Below are 25805 nucleotides of genomic sequence, written 5' to 3' on the forward strand. Positions count from 1 at the left end.
CATCGGGGAGGGGCGGTTTTGGCTTTAGACAAAACCGAGGTGGGGTGACGCTGTGAGTAACCATAAGCAAATGAACTCAATATCACGTCTTGACGAGGGTTTCAGGTTAAATTGATACCTATGGGGACTACCGTGCCCTTACACCCTGCTGTATATATCTTGGTTGCTAAACGAATTGGTTTGCTGTGTGTAGTTAAATTCAGTGTAAGAGTAAATAATAGAGGCTAAACGTGAAGATTTTTGAAGGTAACACTTAAAACCGCAAAATCTCTCGGTCATAGTCTTCAGGTGTGGGTTCTATTTCCCAAACCAATCCTTCTCCTAGTTCCAAAATTACTTCCAAATACAACATATCTACAGGAGTTGTTGCCGTATCTTGATTATTTTCAAAAGCTTGTAAGTCTTCCGTTAGTAGTCGGAGCTTAAACCCAGCCGGAATTTGACCATCAAGAGTTGTACTTCGCAATTCAAAACGCCAAATATATTCCTCAGAAGCGCTTTTTGGGAAAATACGTAACTCGTATGTTTGCTCTGCAACTATTATTTGCCGAGACAAGCCGAGAACTGGTTCTGCACTCCGCATTCTGGCAGGTGCTAGAACGAATTCTCTTTTTTCCCATCCCCACTGTTGAGCTAAATTGGCTACTCCTGTCTGTAACCATTGCGGAATCGATCGCTGTATGAGTAAACCCTGACGCAGTTCATACAACTTTTTTCGCCAACCGCTATGTGCCAAGAGCGCACCCCAGAGTGAAAATGGAACTGCCAAACGCGGGAATTTCACATCGCGATCGCCCAATCTTTCTAAAAGGTTTTCTGCCTGGATTTTGGCAATAGAATCTAAAGGTGCAATCTCGGCACGTAAGGCTTCTGAGCGAGCGAGTTGGCGTGTAACCCACAGCACATTAATATCTGGAATTAAATCTTCACTTTCCAAGCTGTAAGTGCGATCGCCAGCATCATAAATCCCTTTTGTTTTCAGAATTTGATGGGTTGTATAGCCAAAAATCTTCATCCAGCCATCATCAAGATTAACTTGTACTGCTATGTAATAGTCAGCAACCCATTCTGGTATATCTACCCATTCCTGCGGTACGCGCAACTCATCGTCATCCATCGCCAGGGTGGGAATTAAGACAAGGCGATCGCGATCGAAAGTAATAGCTGTGCCATTGACTACTTCCCAAAAACTCGGCAATGCCGCACTATTAGGGTAAACCCTGGCGGTGGGAGCAATTTCTTCCTTGAACCAAGGCAAAAATGCTTGCAAGCATTTTTGATTTATCCACCCACGTTGACAAGCACCAGCTGTTGAGTATGGTTGTTCTTGCGCCTCTGAAGATTGGATAATTTCCAAGTATAAATGCTGTGAGTCAATGGTGAATGGGGGAGGTAGGTTCAACATAAATAATTTGAGAATGGCTTCATATAAAGACCATATTAGGGAGAGGAGAGAGACAAAATTATTTCTTGTCTGCTCGTTGAATCTGAGTATGACTGTATTGGACTTTGAGCCATTCCTCTAAACTTGTGTTTATGGCATCTACTACATCGGATTTAAGGGAAATATGCAAGGTGTTTTGACTCCATTGCGTGAGAGTCAAAAGCAATGATTTTTTAATGCTGCTAAGGCGACGGGAAACAGTATATTGCTTAATTTCTAATTGTGCAGCGATTTCTTGTTGAGTCAGTTGTTGAACGTAGTAAGCTTGTAGTACTTTTTGGGACTCAGCATCAAGTGCAGCGATCGCTTGGGACAAAACTTGGTTTAACTGAGTTTGCTGCGATCGCATATTCGCAGCTTCTTCCTGTTCAATAATTTCCGTTAGTAAAGATGTTTGCAAATCTACAGGCAATATATCTAATAAATTACCCTCATCTTCTTTGAGGGGAGCGTCTGCGGAAACAAACTTAGGATAAAGGAAAGTACGGGCAGCTTTAGCAGCAGATAATACCCAGGTTTCTATGGTTTGCTGATTGACTGCGGCAGTGGGTGAACTCAATCGGCTGAAACGTTCTGTATTATAAAGATGACTAATAGCTTCCCAAGTCCGAGCATCTGGTTTGGCAAGCTGACGAATTTTTGTATTGTCACCTGTGTAGAGTTCCTTAAAGCATTCCCAGGCTAAAACATAACTCTCGATGCTTTCGGCATTAAATCCGGCATTTTGTAATGACTGCACTAGTCGTTTGCGGCTGAGTTTGTGCAATAATGCCCAGTCTGAGCAAATATCTGCTTCTCGCTGTAAGCGCACTGCATCTTTGATAATCGATTCAAAAGCTAGTTGTGCGTAGGCTTTTAAATGCGAACTGTATTCAGGATTAAAAGTTTTGAGTATTTTGTTAATATGAGCGATCGCCATCTGAAAACAGTCTGCTACAGACGACTGCGTGGGAAAGTTAAGGGCGAATTTTCTGGCAGTCCAATAGCACACCTCTTGTAAATAAGCAGAAATATGTGCAAGTGCCACAGCACTAGATTGTGTCTGCCAAACTCTATACCAGTAAAGTGCCCAAAAGGTATCTGATTCCTCAGTTGATGTCCCCTCCAGGCAAACTTTCATACTGCGCCGCAGTTTGGCATCTGTTGCCCAACCACTAAATTGGTCTAGATCAAATTGCACAAAGGTAGAAAAGATTTCAACAATGCCCTGTCGGGGTTGCATGGAATACTTGCCGCTGTTTGAAACATAGCTGATTTTAATTATACAGCCATATAGCCAAAAGCTAATTGCTTGCTCCGTAAGGATTTTACAGATTTTAAAAAATTCTCATCCAAGTGCATAAAAACTCAAAGTCGTCGTAGAGAGTGATATGCAGAGAGATTCATTTAGTAAGTATCACGAAAAAGATGCTCCCTTTGGAGACTTGCTGAATCATTCGATGATTTCGTCAAGAACAAAACTTCGATGCTTATAGCCGCAAATTGATTCCGCAAATATGCAACTTGTTAAAACTTACCCAATTCTTTCTGCATTACCTAATTCAAAAAGGAGAAAAACCATGTTAACCAATCAAAGCTACTTACAAGATTTTAGTTTCCTCACTGAATTAACTTCCGAAGAATCTGCTGCTGTCAGTGGAGGTTTGCGGAATCAAAACGCAGAGGGCGGCTACGGAGAGGACATAGGAGGTGCCATTGGAGGCGCAGCTGGAACAGCAGCTGGAACCGCCCTTGGAGGACCCATAGGAGGTGCCATTGGAGGCGCAGTTGGAACAGCTGCTGGAGCAGTTGTTGGAAACAACATTGAAAACGGGGATACAACAACTATTGGAGCAGTGGTTGGAGGCGTTGTTGGAGGGCCTGTTGGATCAGTCATTGGAGGCATTATTGGCTCATTATTTTGAACTCGTTCCAAGGAGCAGTTCATTGCGTTGCCCGTGGCGAACCATAGACTTAGCAGCAGCAATGACTCGATCAATCTCCTCTAGTCTAAGTACAGAATTTCACAAGTTCGTAGCAAACTAAATTCCGAAAGATTCTGCTACCCCGATTATAGCTTTTTGTAATTTGCAGACATACCCTAAACAGGTCACATGAATTTTGAGGTCTGTCTGTCTAGTCTTAACATATTTTGGAGAGAGAATATGACAAGTATCAGCAACAGTTTTGGATTGGTAAATATAGCTTCCCACGATATATTCCGGATACCCAACGACTTATTAGCGCCCTCACCTTCAGCTCCTTTGCCTCCCCCACCTCCAGATCCTTTACTACCAAACATAGAGCTGGATACAGGTACTATCAGTTTTAATAATGGAGTTCCAGTAGGAGGCCATGCTCACCTGAGTTTGTTTCCAGATGGAAGTTATAGCTTTACAGGTAATTTCCATGATAGTGGCGCTACTAGCTATGATACATCACTTGTTTTTGCACTTAAAGATGACGTACATGGTTCAGTTTTTACGTTCTCGCATACGGGGCGAACTCATGGCACTTTTGAGGCTGGTTCTAGAGATGATAATTGGGGTGTATCCGGTACTAATCCAGCGCTAGCTGCTGCTTGGGGCGGAATATCGAGTAGCTACAATTCGTCTTGGAATGCTGGGGCAAATCTCGATTTGGGGGGTGTACTTGATGGAGCAATTAAGGTAGTAGGTTTAGCTGGAGCGGTAATTGCTATTGTTTGATATATATAGCCAAAAGCTAATTCCTTGCTGCGTAAGGATTATACAGATTTTTCAAAAAATTTTCTGATCCAAGTGCATAAAAACTAAAAGCCGTCGTCAAGAGTGATATGCAGAGAGATTCACCTACTAAATACTAAAAAAAGGTGCAAACAAGGTGAATTAAACTTTATCCAGTTATCTCTGTATGGGGCATTTAATTAATGCCTATTTGGTGACTTTTTAATTGAAATTAAAACTTAATTACAGAGTCATTGAGCCAACTTTTATTTTGAACCTCGAAGTAACAAGTTGATCTGGAAAATTATTTCCAGAAATTTAAGTCAATTACAATCAAGGAGAAAAATAATGTCAAATATCGACAATATCACCTCTAATTCTAACTATTCTGTTGTTGGTCAAGAACAACTGTTCACCGAATTAACTCCTGAACAAGGAGCAATGATTGAGGGAGGAGAGTTTACAGTTTTAATTAGAGATGTCGGTCCAGCTAGGGCCAGCGTGCCTTTGAAACAAGGTTTTCAGACTCTTGCGGCCTTTACAGCCAACCCGACGGTTCTTCAAATAACAAATAGCACTGGCTACAATTTGTCTTATGACTTAGCCTATGATGCTGCTAACGCTGGCAGTAATCTTTTCATTGCCCCAGGGCAAGTTTCAAATTTTCTAGGTCGAGATCCACAAGCTATAGCAAGTTGGGATCTCGATCTACTGGCACCAGGGGTACAAAATAGGACTCAGGAGCTAGCACCAGGAAGGAGATATGAATTTTACGAAGTCTAACTGAATTGGTTGTCTGACATCCTAAACCCGGATTTCTGACCACATCTCTCAAAGCCTGCACTTGTGGTCTTGAGCAGGGGAGCAGGGGAGAGTTCTTGTATAAGTTCTTTCCCCTCTGCCCCTCAAGCTTGTGAAAAATGCGGGCTAAAGAGTCCCTACTCAGTTAGACCTAATAGACATCTCCGATAAAGAAAGGGACTGCCAAGCGATCGCTCTTACCAACTACTTTTGACTATACCCCCAAGCAGTCAAACGTTTGAATGGAAAAACTAAACACTCAATACAATCGGGTCACAAGACTCGATTGTATTTTATCGCCAATCATCACACCAGAAGATGAAATACCAAATAGTCCTCCAACACAGTGAAGAAGACTGCGGTGCTGCAAGTCTTGCCACGATTGCCAAACACTACGGGCGCACATTTACCCTCAACCGCATCCGAGAAGCCGTAGGCACAGGTGCTAGAGGAACATCCTTGCTGGGATTGAAGCGGGGTGCAGAAGTACTAGGATTCAACGCCCGCCAAGTTAAAGCCAGTCCCCAAGTAATCGACCAATTAGATCAAGCTCCTTTACCAGCAATTATCCACTGGAAAGGCTACCATTGGGTTGTATTATACGGACAAAAAGCCAAAAAATACGTCATCGCCGACCCTGGTGTTGGTATTCGTCATCTTACCCGTCAAGAATTAATGGCGGGTTGGGGTAATGGCGTAATGTTACTGCTGACTCCAGACGACAGTCGTTTTTATCAACAGGAATCAGATAAAATTGGTGGTCTGGGAAGATATCTGCAACGGGTTTGGCCCTATCGCTCTATTCTCGCTCAAGCGATCGCCATTAACATCGCCATTGGACTACTTTCTTTGGCATCTCCCTTCATGATGCAACTCCTCACCGATGATGTCTTAGTACGAGGTGATACCCAACTACTAACTACTGTGGCCATTGGCGTTATCGCCATGAACTTAATTAGAAGCGCCATTAGTTTAGTCCAATCTCACCTCATCGGTCACTTCGGTCAAAGATTGCAATTAGGACTAATTCTAGAATACGGACGCAAACTCTTACATTTACCCCTATCCTACTTTGAAGGACGACGCAGCGGGGAAGTTGTCAGCCGCATTGCCGATGTCAAAGCCATCAATAACTTAGTTTCCCAAATTGTCCTCGGATTACCCAGTCAATTCTTTATTGCTGTAATTTCCTTGGGTTTTATGCTCTTTTACAGTTGGGAACTAACTCTAGCTTCCATAGTTGCATTTATGATTGTCACGGGTGTTAACCTGCTTTTCTTACCAGCAATGCGGCAGAAAACCCGAAATTTAATTGTTTTTGGTACAGAAAACCAAGGCTTTTTAGTAGAAACATTTCGCGGCATCCAAGTATTAAAAACTACCCAAGCCACTCCCCAAGCTTGGTCAGAATACCAAGGAAATTATGGTCGCCTCGCCAACTTGGGCTGGAGTATGATGAAATTGGGACTGTATAGCAGTACAGTTACTGGCATTCTTTCCACCTTCATTAGTATTGGCATCCTTTGGATGGGTAGTTATTTAGTCATTAATCGCACCTTAACAATCGGTCAATTAATGGCATATAACGGCATGAGTGGCAACTTTCTTGGCTTCTTAGGTGCTGCCATCGGCTTAGTAGATGAGTTTATCACAGCCCAGATAGTCCTGCAACGCATGACAGAAGTTATTGACGCTACCCCAGAATCCGAAAATGATTTTAAAAAGCCTTGGGCACAAATTCCTGGTCATGCAGATATTACTTGCACTGAACTTAACTTTCATCACGCAGGTAGAGTTGACCTCCTACAAGATTTTTCCTTAACTATTCCTGGCGGTAAAGTTATTGCTTTAATTGGCAAATCTGGCTGTGGTAAAAGTACCCTGGCAAAATTGATGACTGGCTTATATAAAGTCGAGTCTGGCAATATTCGTTATGGTTTTTATAATCAGCAAGACCTCTCCTTAGAATGTTTGCGGCAACAAGTGGTATTAGTTCCCCAAGAACCCCACTTTTGGAGTCGTTCGATTATTGATAACTTCCAATTTAGCTATCCCCATATTAGTTTTGAAGAAATTGTCAAAGCTTGTCAAATTGCAGGTGCAGATGAATTTATTAGCAAACTACCTGATAAATATCAAACTGTTTTAGGAGAATTTGGGGCAAATCTTTCTGGTGGACAACGCCAAAGATTAGCCATAGCCAGAGCCATAGTTACTCAGCCACCAATCTTAATTTTAGATGAATCTACGGGGGCGCTCGACCCAGTAAGCGAAAGACAAGTACTAGATAGACTTTTATCCTATCGTCACAATCAAACGACTATTTTAATTAGTCACCGTCCCAAGGTGATACAGAGGGCAGATTTAATTGTATTTTTAGAACAAGGACGCTTAAAAATCCAAGGTACACCAGAAGAATTGCGCTCTTTACCTGGCGAACATTTAGATTTCTTAGATGATATTTTTACCTCTCATAATGGTTTGGCGCTAATATCTTCCCCGGCTCATCATAACGGCAAGACTGCCACCATTAATTAAGATAATTCGTAATTCGTAAGACATCATGGTTAGCAACACAAATTTTCTCCCCCCAATTCAAACAAACGAATTTCTCCCACCAATTACTCGTTGGACAACATGGGGCGGCATGTTTATTCTCTGCGTTCTCGGATTAGCTGTGCCACTTGCTGCAATTTGTAAGTATAAGGTTACAGTCCAAGCACAGGCGGTTGTACGTCCGGCGGGTGAATTGCGAATTGTGCAAGCGGCGACTGAAGGTCAGGTTATGCACATTTATGTCAAAGAAAATCAACTTATCAAAAAAGGAGATGCGATCGCAACTATCGATGACTCCCGTCTGCAAACTAAAAAGAGCCAATTGCAAACTAGTATTCAACAATCTAAGTTACAACTAGTGCAAATTAATGCCCAGATTAGTTCCCTTAATAGCCAGATTCGAGCCGAAACTGACCGCATCAACCGGATTATTACTGGCGCCCAAGCCGAATTGAGCGGTCGTCGTCGGGAATATCAAGATAAAAATCTGACCACTGTTTCCGAACTCCAAGAAGCTGATGCCAACGTCAAAATAGCTGAGAAAGAATTGCTGGCTGGGGAAGCACAGTTAAAAACAACACAAGCAAATCTCCATGCTACTGAAGCTGCCTTGGGTGTAGCCCAGTCAAAACAGAAGCGATATGAGAGTGTAGCTAACCAAGGGGCGCTATCCCAGGATCAATTTGAAGAAGCACAATTAGCTGCTAAACAGCAAGAGCAAGCGGTAAAGGCGCAAGCAGCAGCAGTGGAGGCGCAAAAACAGACAATAGAACGGTTACAACAAGCAGTATCTGCTGTGATTGCCAGAAGACAACGCGCCCAAGTTGCCGTAAATCCAACTAATGCAGAAGTAACTGTTGCTACTGAGCGAATCGCTCAAGAAAAAGCTGGAGGGGAAAGCAACAAAGCAACAATAGAAAAGGAACGCCAAGCCTTAATTAACCAACGGATTGAAATTGAAAAGCAGTTAGAACGGGATACTAGCGAACTCAAACAAGCCAAAATAGATTTAGCTCAAACCGCGATCGCAGCTACTGCTGATGGTATCATCTCTCAACTCAATCTGCGAAACCCAGGTCAAACTGTGCGTGCTGGCGAGGAAGTATTGCAAATTGTCCCCACTGATGCGCCTCAAATTTTGAAAGCTGCGGTGGCATCTGATGAGCAAAGTAAGTTAAAAATTAGTCAAAAAGTCCAAATGCGGGTCAGCGCTTGTCCTTACCCAGATTATGGTACTCTGAATGGTCAAGTGCAGACGATTTCTCCAGATGCGATCGCTCCTCAAAAGAATGGCACAAATGCATCTATGAATGGGACTACTAGCCCAAAAGCTACTGCCCCTAGTGCTTTTTATGAAGTCACAATTGAACCAGAAACTTTGGTTTTAGGTAAAGGGAAAAACCAGTGTCACATTCAATTGGGCATGGAGGGTAGGGTTGATATTATTTCCCGTGAAGAAACAGTGCTGCAATTCTTTCTCCGTAAGGCGAGGTTGATTAGTGATTTATAACTTTTTATTTTGGGAACCATTACCTAAACTTTAAGTTTTAAAAACTTTCCTCTCATCGAATTAAAAGATCTGCTGAAATTAATTGTAGAAAAATTTATCAGTACGGCTAGCAGAAAAATCTTGAATATGTGGCTCGAAGCCGTGGCGTGATTGATTGCATATTCACAGGAATGAAATGAGCAAGCGAGGCTGGTTGTGACATGGCAATCTATGGAAATAGAAATTGGTACTCAGATTTATTAGAAGTTTTTAGTATTATTGGAGTGCTTGCTCATGTCATATTTTGTTGTGAAAATCACGCCTTAGCCCAGATTACCCCTGATGGAACACTGGGTAATAACTCTTCAAAAATCACTCCCAATGTCAATATTAAAGGTAGTGCTGCTGACCGGATTGATGGTGGAGCAACTCGCGGTGCAAACCTGTTCCATAGTTTTCGTGAATTCAATGTCAGAGAATCCCAGCGAGTTTATTTTGCTAATCCCACAGGAATTAAAAATATTCTCACACGGGTGACGGGAAGTAATATCTCGAATATTCTTGGTGCACTTGGGGTGGATGGTGGCGCAAATTTGTTTTTTATCAATCCCAATGGCATTTTATTTGGGAAAAATGCACGACTGGATGTGGCGGGTTCGTTTGTGGCGAGTACGGCGAATTCTTTTGTGTTTGGCAATGGGTTGGAATTTAGTGCAACTAATCCTCAGACTCCTTCTACATTACTAACAGTTAATCCTTCTGCTTTACTATTCAATCAAATTGCCGCTGCACCAATTCAAAACAACTCAGTCGCACCAGCCGGATTAGACCCATCAGGCTTCGATACATTTGGTCTACGTGTACCAGATGGTCAAAGTTTGCTGTTAGTTGGTGGCGATATCAGCATGGATGGCGGGAGGTTAAATGCCTTTGGTGGGCGGGTGGAGTTAGGAGGATTAGCAGCAGGCGGAACAGTTGGACTAAATATGGATGGTAATAATCTGAGTCTGAGTTTTCCTGACGGAGTAGAGCGAACAGATGTGTCTGTTACTAACGCAGCTAGATTAGATGTCGCTGCTGGGGATGGCGGCAACATTGCCATCTACGGGCGAAATCTAAATATTGCTGAAGGGAGCGAGCTTGTGGCAGGAATACGACCGTCTTTAGGATCTGTGGATAGTCAGGCAGGAGATATTACACTCAACGCAATGGGAGCAATCAAAGTTGATGCAAGTTCAATCTGGGACTCAGTATATAATGCAGATGGTAACAGTGGTAGTATTCGTATTAATGCTGAGTCACTTTTTCTTAGCAATGGTAGTTATCTAGAGAGCGGCACTTTTGGCAAGGGGAATGGGGGAAGCATATTTGTGCAGGCATCAGGTCCTGTCTCTTTGGCAAATAGTCACATCGACAGCACTGTAGAAACAGGAGCAGTCGGAGCTGGTGGCGACATCAATATCACCGCCGGGTCACTGTCTTTAACCAATGGCGCTCAACTGAATGCTTTCGTTCGGGGAACTTCTGATCCCCCTGCTGGGCGTGGCGATGCTGGCAATGTGAATATTGATGTCCGTGATGCTGTCACTATTGATGGGGTGAATAACGGACGTCTCAGTGCAGTTTACACCTATGTGGACAACGGAGCGATAGGCAATGCGGGTGACATCAATATCACTGCTGGGTCGCTGTCTTTAACTAATAGCGCTAAACTGGATGCCAGTATATATGGACAGGGGAATGCCGGCAGCGTATTTGTGCAGGCGTCTGACTCGGTTTCACTCACAAATAGCAACATCCTCAGCAGTGTAGGAAGTGAAGCAGAAGGCTTGGGTGGCGATATCAATATTAAAGCTAAGACACTTTCCTTAACTGATGGCCAACTAATTGCTAGCACCCTTGGACGGGGGAATGCAGGTAATACGTTTGTGCAGGCGTCTGACTCGGTTTCTCTCATGAATAGCATCATTGCCAGCAGTGTACAAAATGAAGCGCTCGGCAATGGTGGTGATATTAGTATTACTGCTGGGGCGCTTTCTCTAAGTGATGGCGCTAACCTATTTGCCAGCACATATGGACGGGGGAATGCCGGTAACATATTTGTGCAAGCTTCGGGTAGAGTCTCTCTTGCAAACAATAGCTTTATCAGCAGTAATGTAGCAAAAGAAGTAGTCGGCAGCAATGGTGGTGATATCAATATCACCGCTGGGTCACTCTCCTTAACTAATGGCGCTTTCCTGTCTGCCAACACCTCTGGACAGGGGAATGGCGGCAGCATTTTTGTGCAAGCGTCGGACTCAGTTTCTCTCACAAATAGCAACATGCTCAACAGTGTAAATAGTGGAGCAGTCGGCAATGGTGGCGATATCAATATTAAAGCTAAGACATTTTCCTTAACTGATGGAGCTGCTCTAGTTACCAGCATCCTTGGAAAAGGGAATGCAGGCAGCGTATTTGTACAGGCATCGGGTAGAGTCTCGCTTGCAAGTGGCAGTTTCATCTCTAGCAATGTTGTAGGAGTAGGAACGGGGGGCGACATCAATATCACCGCCGACTCGCTTTCCTTAACTGATGGCGCTGCTCTACTTACTGCCACTCCTGGACAGGGGAATGCAGGAAATGTGACGATTAAAGCTGATGGTGCAGTTTCCTTTGACGGTGTGCGGGTAATAGATGGCTTTCCTAGAGGTAGCGGAGCTTACAGCGGGGTGATAGCAGTAGCAACTCTAGGAAGTGTGGGCATTGGCAATGGTGGCGACATCAATATCACCGCAGGTTCATTTTCTCTAACCAATGGCGCTCAATTGAATACCTTCACTGGTGGACAGGGAAATGCAGGAAACGTAACTATTAAAGCTGATGGTGCAGTTTTATTGGACGGTGTGGGGGAAATAAGTGGTATCCCTGTACCAAGCAGCGTTTACAGCGGTGTGGGAGGGTTCTCAGCTAGCCAGTCCAAGGCTTTCGGACTTTTGGGATTGATACCAGATCGAGGAATTGTGGGCAATGGCAAGGGTGGCAATATCAATATTACTGCTGGTTCACTCTCCTTGACCAATGGTGCTCAACTGGCAACCAGTACTGATGGACAGGGGAATGCTGGTAGCGTATTTCTCCAAGCGAAAGATTCGGTTTCTCTAGTAGGCAGTGGCACTGGTATCCTCAGTAATGTATCTTCTGAAGCGGTAGGCAGGGGTGGCGAGATCGATATTACTGCTGGCTCACTCTTTTTGACCAATGGCGCTGCACTAATTTCGAGTACTAGTGGACAGGGGAATGCTGGTAACGTATTTGTGCAAACTAAAGATTCGGTTTCTCTGGCAGGTAGTGGCACTGATATCTTCAGTACTGTAAACCGTGGAGGAGTAGGCAAGGGTGGTGATATCGACATCTCATCCCGGTCTTTTTCTGTAACGGGTGGCGCTGAACTAGCAGCTAGCACTCAAGGACGGGGAAATGCAGGAAATATTTTGGTCAATGCAACAGATTCTGTTGAACTCTCTGGAGTTGCTTCCTTCCCAGTCCTTGAAGATGGTCGTGCAGGCGGATTCTCTAGTGGGTTGTTTACCAACACCAGCAAAGGAGCCAGTGGACAAGGTGGTGAACTGGGCGTTACTACTGGTATCTTACGTGTATCAGATGGGGCGGTTTTGAGCGCCCGCAGCCAAAGCGGCTCCAAGGGTGGTAATATCACTGTTAATGCTAATGTGCTTGAAGTAATAAATGGTGGACAATTTCTGACCACTGCCTTCAACAGCGGCGATGCAGGTAACATCAACGTCAAAGTAAAAGACCGGATCACTATTTCAGGCAGTGATTCCACCTTCAGCGATCGCTTTAACTCTGTTGCTAAAGTTTTTGGTGAGGAGCAAGCCAAGGCTACAATTGATCCTGTTCGCCCAGAAGCAGGGTTGTTTGCCAACACCGCGACTGGCTCTAGTGGAAATGGTGGTAGTATCTTCATTGACCCCATGCGGTTAGCGATCGCAGATGGTGCGGGTATCGCCGTAGATAGCCAAGGAATCGGAAAGGGTGGCAGCTTACAGGTACAAGCAGGCTCTCTTACCCTCGACAATAAGGCTTTCCTCTCGGCAATAGCAAACAGAGGTCAAGGTGGAGATATTGCGCTAACGGTGCAGGATCTGCTACTACTCCGTCGCAACAGTCAAATTTCCACCACTGCCGGGAATCGCGAATTCGGTGGCAATGGCGGTAACATCACCATCAATACCCCCTTCATTGTCGCCGTCCCCCAAGAAAATAGCGACATCACTGCTAATGCCTTCACTGGATCTGGTGGTAGAGTTGACATTACAACAAACGGTATTTTCGGTATTCTCCGGCAAAAAAGCCCAACCGAAAAGAGCGACATTACAGCGAGTTCGGAATTGGGAGTGAGTGGGGAAGTAACTATCAACAGTCCAGATACTGACCCCAGTCGCGGCTTAATTCAACTACCCTCTAACCTCGTGGATGCATCCCGACAAATTGCCCAAGGTTGCACTCCTAGAAGAGGACAAAATGCCAGTAGTTTTATCGCCACCGGACGCGGTGGATTACCCCAAAGTCCTAATGAACCGTTGCAAGGACGAGCAGTGATTACTGGTTGGGTAGATTTGCCCGCACAAGCAACAGCCATCACGGATAAATTATCTACTGCATCTATGACCAAATCTACCGATCCGATTGTGGAGGCTCAAGGATGGATCGTTGATGGTAACGGTGATATTATGCTTGTGGCTCAATTTGAGCAAAGTTCTTCTATTCCCTCTGCCATGTCCTGTAGTCAATAATTCGTTACCCTAAGAGCCGGGAGAGGAATTCCGATGAAACCCAAGAGTCATAAAAACAATCAGTGTCGCACGCCACTTGCTTCAACGGGGGGAAAATACGCAACGCAGTGGCTCCTCAAGTCGGGAAACCCGCCCCTACTAGCTGTCTTTCCTTCTCCCAAAGGGAGAGGCTAACGCCAAGGCAGAAGACTGCGACTCCCTCACCGATATAGCGTCTACGCTTTGTATCAGTTCAATTCTTGCGTTCGCCCTTGGCGTTGGCAAAGCCATCGCTTTTATGTTTAATAAAAGCAAGTTTGCTAAATTCCTATATTGAATTCGGACAGTTGTTGATTGAATTTAGACAGTCGTTGATTGAATTCGGGCAGTCGTTGATTGAATTTGGACAGTCGTTGATTGAATTCGGGCAAACCCCAAGAATTTACATAAAGCCATTCAGGATTTTTGTAATAAATAAACTAATCTGACTCAGGGAGCCTTATACCAATTCTGTATGAAGATGCGCTAAACCATGTTTAAGGATAAGAAAGAAAAACGAACCACAAAGGACGCAAAAGACACAAAGAAAGAAGAAGTTAAAAGGGTTTGGCGCAGCCTCACAAAGAAATGGTATTAGAGGATGTTTGAAAAGTGTTTGACTGTGATTTTAATCACCCCCCTTAATCCCCCCGATGCATTGGGGGGAAACCAGAAAATCCAGTTCCCTCCCCTTTATAAGGGGAGGGTTAGGGTGGGGTAAAAAAATAAACGCATATTTAATTTCACTCCTATGTCTATTACCTAATTTTAAGTTTTAAAAACTTTACTCTCATCTAGTTCAAATATCTGCTGAAATTAATTATAGAAAAATTTATCAATAAATTGATTGCATACTGACAGGTAGGAAATGAACAGGCAAGGCTGGTTCTGATATGGCAACCTGTGGAGATAGGAATTGGCACTCAGATTTATTAAGAATTTTGAGTATTACTGGATTGCTTGCTCATGTCATATTTGGTTATGAAAATCACGCATTAGCCCAGATTATCCCTGATGGAACATTGGGTAATAACTCTTCAATAACATCCAATGCCAATATTAAAGGGCTTCCGGCTGACCGCATTGATGGTGGAGCAATTCGCGGTGCAAACCTGTTCCATAGTTTCCAGGAATTCAATGTGGGGGAGTTGCAGCGTGTTTATTTTGCTAATCCCACAGGAATCTCAAATATTCTCACACGGGTGACAGGAAGTAATATCTCCAATATTCTTGGCACTTTGGGGGTGGATGGTGGCGCAAATTTGTTTTTTATCAATCCTAATGGCATTTTATTTGGGAACAATGCACGGTTGGATGTAGCGGGTTGCTTTGTAGCAAGTACGGCGAATTCTTTTGTGTTTGGCAATGGGTTGGAATTTAGTGCAATTAATCCTCAGACTCCTTCCTCGTTACTAACAGTTAATCCTTCGGCGTTGTTCTTCAATCAACTTCAGGCTGGCAGAATTGAAAACAGGTCAATTGCACCAGTAGGAGATAATATCTTTGGTTTACGAGTACCAGATGGTCAGAGTTTGCTATTAGTAGGTGGAGAAATTGCCCTCAACGAAGGTAAATTGAATGCTCCGGGTGGGCGAGTGGAATTGGCAGGAATTGCAGGTGAGGGGACAGTCGGACTGAATGTGGATGGTAATAATTTGAGTTTGATTGTTCCTGATAATATAGCTAAAGCCGATATATCACTTAGTAATCAAGCCTTAATCAGTACCAGTGGCGAAGGTGGCGGCGCTATTCAGGTGTGGGGTAAACGAGTTACAGTCAATGGAGGTTCCAAGATTGAAGCCAGCACTTTAGGAGCATTACCTGGAAAAGGATTGAGTGTAAATGCTTCCGAATCAGTGCAAGTCGTTGGAGAGTCACCTACTGGAATTCGCAGTGGTTTATTTGCTGAAACTTTTGGGACAGGAGACGCAGGAAACCTGACAATTAACACAAGACAGTTACAAATGTTAGCAGGAGGAAAGATTTCATCTGGTACATACAATGCAGGCGTGGCAGGAGATTTAACAGTAAATGCCTCAGAGTCTGTACAAGTGGCAGGTTTGACAGTTAGTGGCCAGTTTGGCAGCGACTTGTTTACTCAGAGTAGTTCTGGCGCGACAGGAGAAGGAGGAAAACTAACAATTAATACATCTAGGTTGCTCGTCGAAGATGGGGGGCAAGTCTCGGTTTCTACTTCCGGTGAAGGTGTGGCAGGAAATTTGACTGTGAATGCCTCAGAATCAGTACAACTAATCGGTATTCCAGATAATCCTTACTTAGGTTCTACTGGTATATTTGCTGCATCTAATGGAGTCGGAGACGCCGGAGACATCACGATTAACACTAGACAGTTACTTATCCAAAATGGAGCCGGAATCATAACCGATAACGAAGGTAAAGGGGTTGGAGGGAGTATAACAGTAAATGCCGAATCAGTGCAGTTAGTCGGTACTGCTATTCTTCCACAGTTTCCTAATAGATGGTATCCTAGCAAAATAAGTTCTAACGCCTATGGCACAGGGTCGGCAGGAAAGATTACGATTAACACCAATCAGTTGTTAATCCAAGATGGAGCAGCGATTTCAGCTCGAACTAACGGTAGTGGGGCTGGAGGAAGTTTGACAGTAAATGCCTCCCAATCAGTTAAACTGATAGGACGTGCTACTAATAGTAATAGTCTATTTCCCTTTCCCAGCAGCTTGTTGACTCAAACATCGAGTACAGGAACAGCAGGAGATTTGGCAATTAATACCAATCAGTTGATTGTCCGAGAAGGACAACTATCTGCCAGTACTTTTGGACAAGGGAATGCTGGCAATATAAACATTGAAACTGTCACTATGAATATCATTGATAGTCAAGTGGGAAGCAGTGTTTACCGTAAAGGGTTTGCAGGAAATTTGACTATTCATGCTGCCGAGTCAGTGGAAATCAGTGGAAAAATCAAATCGTTTACATCTAATATTGAAAATCCTGCTGGCTTATTTGCTCAGGTAAACACTCAAGGTGAGGGTCGCGGTGGCAACTTGACCATTGAGACAAAACGCTTGAGTGTCAGTCATGGAGGCAAAGTGCAAGTTGCTACTTTTGGTCAAGGCGACGCTGGTAATCTCACAATTCGTGCTTCTGAGGTAGAGGTATTTGATACACCTATTGATAACCTCTTTGCTACAGGTATCAATGCAGGTATTGAACTAGACGCAGACGAAACAGTTATTCCACCCAGAGGCAACGGTGGCGATTTAACAATTGAAACCGATCGCTTGAGTGTAAGAGGTGGTGCAATAGTATCGGTTGGAACTGCTGGACAGGGCAATGCAGGTAGATTGCGAATTCATGCATCGAAATCTGTGGAAGTCGTTGGAAAATCACCAAATGGTAACTTTAACAGCCAAATCAGCGCTGCGGTTACGCCAGAAGGTACAGGTAGTGGGGGAAGTTTAAAGCTTGAAATTGAGCAGATGAGTGTCCGGGATGGAGGTGAAGTCACTGTCAGTAGTACCGGATCGGGGACGGCAGGCGACCTTGAGATCCAAGCTCGTTCTCTTAGCCTGGATAATCAAGGAGCGATCGCCGCCATAACCAGATCGGGGAATGGTGGTAATATTACCCTGAAGTTGCAAGACTTATTATTACTACGCAATCATAGTCAAATTTCTACCACTGCCGGCAGTCGCGAATTCGGTGGCAATGGCGGTAATATCACTATTAATAGCTCTTTCATTGTCGCCGTTCCCAAAGAAAATAGCGATATCAGCGCTAACGCCTTCACTGGATCTGGTAGTAGAGTTGACATTACAACAAACGGGATTTTCGGTATTCTTCCGCAAAAAAGCCCAACTGCAAACAGCGACATTACAGCGAGTTCAGAATTGGGAGTGAGTGGGGAAGTAACTATCAACAGTCCAGATACTGACCCTAGTCGCGGCTTAATTCAACTACCCTTTAACCTCGTGGATGCATCCCGACAAATTGCCCAAGGTTGCACTCCCACAAGAGGACAAAATGCCAGTCGTTTTATCGCCACTGGACGCGGTGGATTACCCCAAAGTCCTAATGAACCGTTGCGGGGAGGAGCAGTGATTACTGGTTGGGTAGATTTGCCCGCACAAGTAACAGCCAGAGTCACAGAGAAATTATCTACTGCATCTATGACCAAATCTACCGATCCGATTGTAGAGGCTCAAGGATGGATTGTTGATGCTAAGGGTGATGTTATTCTTGTGGCTCAATATGCACAAAGTTCTGCTATTCCCTTTGCCATATCCTGTAGTCAATAATTCATTACTCCAAGAGTCGGGGGAGGAATTACGATGAAACCCAAGAGCGATCAAAACAATCAGATGCATTACCTAACTTTAAGTTTTAAAAACTTTACTTTGATCTAGTTAAAATATCTGCTGGAATTAATTGTAGAAAAATTTATCAGCACGGCTAGCAGAAAACCCTTGAATATGTGGCTCGAAGCCGTGGTGTAAGAAAATTGCATATTCACAGGTAGGAAATGAGCAAGCGAGGCTGGTTCTGATATGACAACCTGTAAAGAGAGAAATTGGCACTCAGATTTATTAGGAGTTTTTAGTATTATTGGAGTGCTTGCTCATGTCATATTTTGTTGTGAAAATCACGCCTTAGCCCAGATTACCCCTGATGGAACATTGGGTAATAACTCTTCAATAATCACTCTCAATGTCAATATCAAAGGTAGTGCTTCTGACCGGATTGATGGTGGAGTAATTCGCGGTGCAAACCTGTTCCATAGTTTCCAGGAATTCAATGTCGGAGAATCCCAACGAGTTTATTTTGCCAATCCCACGGGAATCTCCAATATTCTGACACGGGTGACAGGAAGTAATATCTCCAATATTCTTGGCACTTTGGGGGTGAATGGTGGCGCAAATTTGTTTTTTATAAATCCCAATGGCATTTTATTTGGGAACAATGCACGACTGGATGTAGCGGGTTCTTTTGTAGGGAGTACGGCGAATTCTTTTGTGTTTGGTGATGGGTTGGAATTTAGTGCAACTAATCCTCAGACTCCTTCCTCATTACTAACAGTTAATCCTTCCGCTTTGCTATTCAATCAAATTACTGCTGCACCGATTCAAAATAATTCAGTCGCCCTAGCAGGATTCAACAAGTCCGGCTTTGATGCCTTTGGTTTACGTGTAGCAGATGGTCAAAATTTGCTACTAATGGGTGGCAACATCAGCATGGATGGTGGAAGGTTAAATGCTTTTGGTGGGCGAGTAGAGTTGGGAGGATTGGCAAGTGCAGGAACAGTTGGGCTGAATGTTGATGGCAATAACCTAAGTTTGAGTTTTCCTCAAAGGGTACAACGAGCAGATGTATCACTGATTAATGGTGCTCAAATAAATGTTCGTACAGATAATGGTGGCAGTATTGCAATCAACGCTCGAAATTTGGAGCTTTCAGAAAGAAGCAGTCTGCGGGCAGGAATAGGATTTAGGTTGGGTTCGACTGATAGCAAGGCAGGAAACATTGAGGTCAATGCAACAGGAGCAGTTAATCTTAGGGATGGTAGCCTGATTTCTAACGCTATGCTCGGCACAGCTGGAAAGGGAGGGGATATTAACATAACGGCAGGATCATTTGCGCTGACAAATGCAGCTACTGTGCTAACCAGTACCTTTGGGCAGGGAGATGCTGGAAATGTAACGCTTCAAGCTCAAGATAGGGTTGCATTTATCAATGGCTCCTACATAGGTACCAGTGGTTTAGGACAGGGAAATGCGGGGAATGTGACGATTTCAACCGAAGGTGCCATTGTTTTCAATGCTCTCGATAGCCCTAAGCCTAATATTACGGGTGTATTTAGTAATGTAGAGCCGGAGAGTGTAGGTGATGCAGGTAATATCTACATCAACGCAGCGTCAGTTTCTTTAGTCAACGGAGCGAATATATATAATCAAAACTCAGGAAAACTTGGTAATGCAGGCAATGTGATTATCCAGGCTCGTGGTAGCGTTTCCTTTGATGGCGTAAGTATAGATAAAAGTTCTACCAGTGGCGTTTTTAGTTTTTTGGGATCTAATACTGTGGGTAGGGGAGGAAACATCAGTATCACTACAGAGACGCTTTCACTTACTAATGGCGCTGAAGTAGCCAGTAGCACTTATGGGCAGGGTGATGCAGGTAATATCACAATTGATGCTAGCAATACCGTTTCCTTTGATAACAGTGCTATATTTAGCGCGGTGGAAGAAAAAGGAAGAGGACAGGGAGGAGATATCCACATTAGTGCCAAATCACTCTCTCTCAGTAATAATGCTCGACTCCTTGCTAGTACCTTTGGACAGGGAAATGCAGGAAGTATCATAATTGATACAAAAGATGCTGTGTTTTTGGATGGTAATAGAAGTCGTGCCTTGAGTACGTTAGAAAAGACAGGCGAAGGAAGGGGTGGAGACATCCGCATCACTACAAGAGCGCTCTCTCTTACCAATGGCGCTCAACTAGCTAGTAGTAGTGACGGTAATGGTAATGCAGGTAATATCATAATTAATGCCCAACAAACCGTTTCCTTGAGTGGAGATGATACTATTGCTTTCAGTACTTTAGATGATGATGGCAAGGGTCGGGGTGGAGACATTAACATCACCACAGCATCCCTTTCGCTTACTAATGGCGCTCAACTGGCTGCCAGCACTTTTGGAAGGGGAAATGCGGGCAATGTCAATATTGATGCTCATGACACCGTTACCTTTGCTGGTGTAGGTCGTAATGGCTTGTATAGTGGTGCTTTTAGTAGTGTAGAATCTGGGGCAGTTGGTGACGGGGGTAACATCAATATCACAACTGGCTCCCTTTCTTTAAATAGTGGTTTTCTGAGTGCCAGTTCATTAGGAGAAGGAAAGGCAGGCAACGTAAAAGTCGAGGCAAACTCTATCCGTCTTGATGAAGGTGGTATTGTATCTTTAACTACATCTGGTGACGGAGGAGATATTGTCGTGTCAGCAAAAGATATCTTCCTGCTGCGCCGTGAAAGTCTGATTTCAAGCACCGCAGGCATTGCCCAGGCTGGTGGTAATGGTGGCAACATTACCATTAACACTCCTTTCCTCGTCGCCGTTCCCAATGAAAATAGCAACATCACCGCCAATGCCTTCAAAGGCTCTGGTGGCAAAGTCACAATCAATGCTACTGGTATTTTTGGTATGACAGTGCTGAGTCGAGAAGACTTGGTGCGACTGTTGGGAACTAACGACCTAGCTCAACTCGACCTTCAAAAGCTTCCAAGTAGCATCACGGCAATTTCCCAGACAAGTCCTACGTTAAACGGTCAGGTAACTATCAACACTCCAGATACTGACCCTAGTCGCGGCTTAATTCAACTACCCTCTAACCTTGTGGATGCATCCCAACAAATTGCCCAAGGTTGCACTCCCAGAGGAAGACAAAACGCTAGTCGTTTTATCGCTACAGGACGCGGTGGATTACCTCAAAGTCCTAATGAACCGTTGCGGGGACGAGCAGTGATTACTGGTTGGGTAGATTTGCCCGCACAAGCAACAGCCAGAGTCACGGATAAATCATCTACTGCATCTATGACCAAATCTACCGATCCGATTGTGGAGGCTCAAGGATGGATTGTCGATGCTAATGGTGATGTTATTCTTGTGGCTCAATATGCACAAAGTTCTTCTATTCCTTCTGCTATGTCCTGTAGTCAATGATTCGTTACTTCAAGAGTCGGGGGAGGAATTACGATGAAACTCAAGAGTTATAAAAATAATCAGTGGCAACGGATATGTGACAGATTTAATATATGGTTGATTCATCCCTTTAAAATCCATAAGTTGCCTGTTTTCATGCTCTTGGTTCTGGTGACAGCTTTTTTGTGCGTTACTGCTTTTCCTGTTGCTGCAACTATAGAAACACAAAATATCGCAACTCTTAGAGTGTCAATCCAAAATTCTACTGCACAAACACAAGACTTGCTGCAACAGGGTAAAGTGCTGTATGAAGCAGGACAGTTTGCAGAAGCGGTTAAAGTTCTGCAACAAGCAGTTAAAAGTTATGGCAGCCAGGGCAATGAATTGCGGCAAGCTGTAGCATTAAGTAATTTGGCGTTGGCATATCAAAAACTGGGTAATTTACCACTAGCGCAACAGGCAATTACAGATAGCTTGAAGTTGCTCGAAAAATCCTCTAATGACCAAAATCTTCAGGTTTTGGCTCCAATCCTAGATATTCAAGGTAGTATTCAACTAGACTTAGGACAAGCTGAACAGGCACTTAACACCTGGCAACGTGCGGAAGTCACTTATAAGCAATTAGGCGATCGCAATGGCATTACCCGCGATCGCATCAATCAAGCACAAGCATGGCAAGTTTTAGGATTTTACCGTCGGGGTTTGACAATCTTGACTCAATTGCAGTCGGAGTTACAATCAAAACCTAACTCTATTACCAAAGCAGTAGAATTACGGTCGTTCGGTAATGCTCTACAATTAGCAGGAGATTTGAATCAATCCCGTCAGGTATTACAGCAAAGTTTGAAAATTGCCCAAAAATTGAATTCTCCCCAGGATGTGAGCGCGGCTTTATTCAGTTTAGGCAACACGGCACAAGTACAGCTAGATTTTAAGGGTGCAATAAAGTTTTATCAGCAAGCTGCTGCGATCGCTCCTAACCCGATTAGCAAAGTTCAGGCTCAAGTTAATCAGTTGAACTTACTAGTGAACACGGGACAAACAGCCGCTGTGCAGACACTATTGCCGCAAATCCAAACTCAACTGGCACAACTACCTGCTTCTGTGACAACTATTTATGCCCAGATTAATCTAGCTCAAAGCTTGATGAAATTCGGGACTACACCCGAAGCGATCGCTCAAATCTGCGTCAGAGCCTTGCAACAAGCTCAAGATTTGGCAGATAAACGAGCCGAGAGCTTTGCTCTTGGAACTCTGGGCAGTGTATACGAAAAAACTAAACAATGGTCAATAGCCCAGAACCTTACCCAACAGGCACTAAACATAGCCCAAACAATCAATGCTCCAGATATCGCTTATCGTTGGCATTGGCAGTTAGGACGCTTGTTAAAACAGCAGGGAGAGATTGAGGGCGCTATTGCCACCTATGATACTGCGATCGGTGAGTTGCAGACTCTCCGTAATGACTTAGTGGTTGTGAATCGAGATGTCCAGTTTTCCTTTAAAGAAAGTGTAGAACCTGTATATCGAGAGTCCGTAGAATTATTGTTGCAGTTTCAGCAAACTCATCCGAGCGAACCAACCCTAGACAAAGCTAGACAGAGGATTGAAGCACTGCAACTGGCGGAATTAGACGACTTTTTCCGGGAAGCTTGCATTAATGCCAAAACTGTTTTGCTTGACACAATAGTAGATAAAGATAATCCCACAGCCGCAATCATTTATCCAATTATTCTGCCTGATCAACTCCAAGTGATTGTCAAAATTCCTAAACAACCACTGCGTAATTATACAGTAAATAAGTCACAGAACGAGGTAGAAGGTATTATCAGAGAACTTAGAGAGTATCTATTAGAACCCGACCGGACTGAGGAAGTGCAGGCGCTATCACAGGAAGTCTATGGGTGGTTAATCAAAGAAATTGAGTCAGATTTAAAAGATAGTGGCGTCAAAACCCTTGTATTTGTACTGGATGGAATATTGCGAAATGTGCCAATGGCTATATTGTATGACGGTCAGCAATATCTGGTAGAAAAATACGCTGTAGCACTCAGCTTGGGACTTCAGTTACTTGCACTCAAACCCTTGACACAAACAAAACTCAATGTACTAGCTGCCGGGTTAGTGCAACCACCACAAGGCTTTCAACAGCAATTTCCACCGCTACCAGAAATTAAATCAGAATTCAACTCTATTTCCCAAGCGATCGCCTCTACCACCCAGTTACTAGATCGAGACTTCAACAGCAAAAACCTAGAGAGTAAGGTAAATACTGTACCATTTAATGTGTTACATCTGGCAACCCACGGTCAATTTAGCTCCAGTGTTGAGAATACTTTTATACTTGCAGATGATGGACCGATCAACGTTACGCAATTTGATAGCCTACTGCGCCGTCGGGATCAAACTCGCTCAGAAGCTTTGGAAATGCTGGTGTTAAGTGCTTGCCAAACTGCTACTGGTGACAATCGCGCTGCGCTAGGGCTAGCAGGAGCATCCATAAAAGCTGGCGCCCGTAGTACCTTGGCTTCACTATGGTATATCAGTGATAAATCTACTGCTATCTTAATTGGTGAATTTTATCGTGAGTTAGTTAAAACTGAGGTGACAAAGGCTGAAGCCTTGCGTCGTGCCCAAGTAAAGTTGTTAAAAGATTATCCCAATTACAGTCGTCCTGGTTACTGGGCACCTTATGTTTTAGTTGGTAACTGGCTTTGACAAATTCGGTTGTGTTGCAAAAACTTGCAAAGGACAAAAGCTTTGTTTACTATTTTTGCGAATGCGGATTAATGCACATCTTGGACATTCCATAGCAATCGCACTAATTCATATTTTTATTCTGCAACGCCAAATGCTGCTCTTTTTTCGTAAAAAATCGCCGATACAATTCACAACTTGCGATCGCTTCAGATCCAGAAAGTTTAATCAACCCCATACTGCTTAACTTGTGAGTAAGGATGGGATCTAAGAGAATAGCTTCATTGGCATTCAGAACGTTATCAAAAGCTTGTGCTAACTCAGGCTGTTTTTGCAAGGTTGTCCAGTGACGCTGCAAGTGATAAGAATAAATTTTGCTAGCAGTGGGAGCAGTTTCTACCAGTTGCGACAGAGTTACCTCCTTTCGACTCAGATGATAGAGAGCTAAATGTACTAGTGCCGGATGTCCCCCGACCATTGCTATTAATTGTCTAGCTCCTTCTCCATCTGTCCAATTGAGTCCATAGCGTTGGGCTAACTGCTGTACCTCTTCTTGGCTAAAGTTGTCTAACTGAATCGGTAACCCTACATTGAAAGGAGACTGATTAAGTTCAAGAGGAACATAAATATCTGTTGAGTGAACCACGAGTAAACGAAGCTTTTGCCAAATGGGCAGTCTTTTCGCTTCTTCGTACCAAGAACGCAACAGAGGTAGAAAATCCTTCGCTACTTGGGGATGCTCGAAAATATGGTTCACTTCATCCAACGCCAAGATCAGGGGAGTATTAATTGACTCTAGTAGATATTCTTGAAAGTAGACGGTGCAGCTAACTTTACTTCCCAAATCTTCATCCCAATACTCGTCTAACATTGGTTGAAGCTGAAGCTGGCGGGCGATATTGGCACACAACCAGCGCAAAAGTTGATTCAAGTCGCTCAGAATTGTCTGCTCGACTTGTTCTAGATTCAAGCTGATAGTGCAGTAACCCTGGTGCTTGGCATAGTCAAGAATCCTCAGCAGCAGTGAAGTTTTGCCCATTTCTTTGGGAGCTTTGATCCTGATTAACGCTCCTGGTTTCTTAATTTCTTGATAGATTTGCTCCTCAAGGTAAGAACGTTTGAGGTAAAAGGGAGAGGCGAGAGAAACTGAGCCGCTGGGGTAGCAAGGTGACGTATCCTGATTAACTGTGGGGGGAAATTGCGTCAGGTCTTGTTTCAAAAGTTTTGTATTTGGAGCTGCTTCAATGATGGCATAAGATTCCAGCAGCACCTGACAGTTTTTCTTGGTTACGCGCTGGCCAATGACCTCAGAGAGTCGCCCAAACAACTCTGGGGCAACAACATTGGTAAAGTAACCAGGACTATAACCTGCCTCTATAGCTATTTGGTTATAAGTTTTATACTGCCAAATCCCACGCAAAACCAGATTTTCTGTGGAATTAAGGGGGCGATTGTGGCTCTCAATTAGTAGGCGGTCAACAATCTCAAACAGACTATCAAGGTTCATAGAGATTACAGACAAATGCTACTAATAAAGATAACAGGAATTACGCAAGTAACACAATATCTGCCATTTATTAGTACAACAGTATTGCTTAGACAAATTAAATTATCCAGAAGGATAGACTTCTTCTTTCACTTTCCAGA

The 25805-nt window shown here is 43.8% G+C and carries 12 protein-coding genes; 9 read left to right on the top strand and 3 right to left on the bottom strand.

All coding sequences use genetic code 11. The features are described from left to right. Positions 1 to 253: 253 nt before the first annotated feature. Positions 254 to 1405, bottom strand: a complete 1152-nt coding sequence (locus tag V7L12_RS22300) for a DUF1822 family protein (RefSeq protein ID WP_335087581.1) — start codon at positions 1403 to 1405, stop codon at positions 254 to 256. Positions 1406 to 1463: 58 nt separating this feature from the next. Further along, the gene (locus tag V7L12_RS22305) at positions 1464 to 2666 is read right to left on the bottom strand and encodes a sigma-70 family RNA polymerase sigma factor (protein ID WP_335087583.1); all 1203 of its coding nucleotides are present in this window, start codon (positions 2664 to 2666) and stop codon (positions 1464 to 1466) included. 337 nt (positions 2667 to 3003) lie between these two features. Here V7L12_RS22305 and V7L12_RS22310 point away from each other — a divergent pair, with 337 nt between their 5' ends. The 9 genes from V7L12_RS22310 to V7L12_RS22350 all read left to right on the top strand — a co-directional run bounded on the left by V7L12_RS22310 (position 3004) and on the right by V7L12_RS22350 (position 24179). Continuing rightward, positions 3004 to 3348 (top strand): glycine zipper 2TM domain-containing protein, encoded by a 345-nt coding sequence (locus V7L12_RS22310; protein WP_335087585.1) that lies wholly within the window; start codon positions 3004 to 3006, stop codon positions 3346 to 3348. A 240-nt stretch (positions 3349 to 3588) separates the two neighbouring features. Continuing rightward, entirely contained in the window at positions 3589 to 4131 is a 543-nt protein-coding gene (locus V7L12_RS22315; protein WP_335087587.1) for a hypothetical protein, read from the top strand. Positions 4132 to 4476: 345 nt separating this feature from the next. Beyond that, a complete protein-coding gene (locus V7L12_RS22320; RefSeq protein ID WP_335087589.1) occupies positions 4477 to 4911 on the top strand; it encodes a hypothetical protein in 435 nt (144 codons plus the stop codon). A 336-nt stretch (positions 4912 to 5247) separates the two neighbouring features. Then, on the top strand, positions 5248 to 7467 hold the full coding sequence (locus V7L12_RS22325; RefSeq protein ID WP_335087590.1) for a peptidase domain-containing ABC transporter: 2220 nt from the start codon (positions 5248 to 5250) through the stop codon (positions 7465 to 7467). 25 nt (positions 7468 to 7492) lie between these two features. Next, entirely contained in the window at positions 7493 to 8995 is a 1503-nt protein-coding gene (locus V7L12_RS22330) for an HlyD family efflux transporter periplasmic adaptor subunit (protein ID WP_335087592.1), read from the top strand. 200 nt (positions 8996 to 9195) lie between these two features. Further along, positions 9196 to 13767 carry a two-partner secretion domain-containing protein gene (locus V7L12_RS22335; protein ID WP_335087594.1) on the top strand — a complete coding sequence of 1524 codons (4572 nt, stop codon included), beginning with the start codon at positions 9196 to 9198 and terminating at the stop codon, positions 13765 to 13767. 911 nt (positions 13768 to 14678) lie between these two features. Then, a complete protein-coding gene (locus V7L12_RS22340; RefSeq protein WP_335087596.1) occupies positions 14679 to 18065 on the top strand; it encodes an S-layer family protein in 3387 nt (1128 codons plus the stop codon). 249 nt (positions 18066 to 18314) lie between these two features. Beyond that, the gene (locus V7L12_RS22345; protein WP_335087598.1) at positions 18315 to 21482 is read left to right on the top strand and encodes an S-layer family protein; all 3168 of its coding nucleotides are present in this window, start codon (positions 18315 to 18317) and stop codon (positions 21480 to 21482) included. Between the two features lie 33 nt (positions 21483 to 21515). After that, entirely contained in the window at positions 21516 to 24179 is a 2664-nt protein-coding gene (locus V7L12_RS22350; RefSeq protein ID WP_442947911.1) for a CHAT domain-containing protein, read from the top strand. Between the two features lie 103 nt (positions 24180 to 24282). Here V7L12_RS22350 and V7L12_RS22355 read toward each other — a convergent pair whose 3' ends face one another. Continuing rightward, the gene (locus V7L12_RS22355) at positions 24283 to 25665 is read right to left on the bottom strand and encodes an AAA-like domain-containing protein (RefSeq protein ID WP_335087599.1); all 1383 of its coding nucleotides are present in this window, start codon (positions 25663 to 25665) and stop codon (positions 24283 to 24285) included. Positions 25666 to 25805: the final 140 nt, after the last annotated feature.

The organism is Nostoc sp., from assembly GCF_036918245.1.
GTDB lineage: Bacteria > Cyanobacteriota > Cyanobacteriia > Cyanobacteriales > Nostocaceae > Nostoc.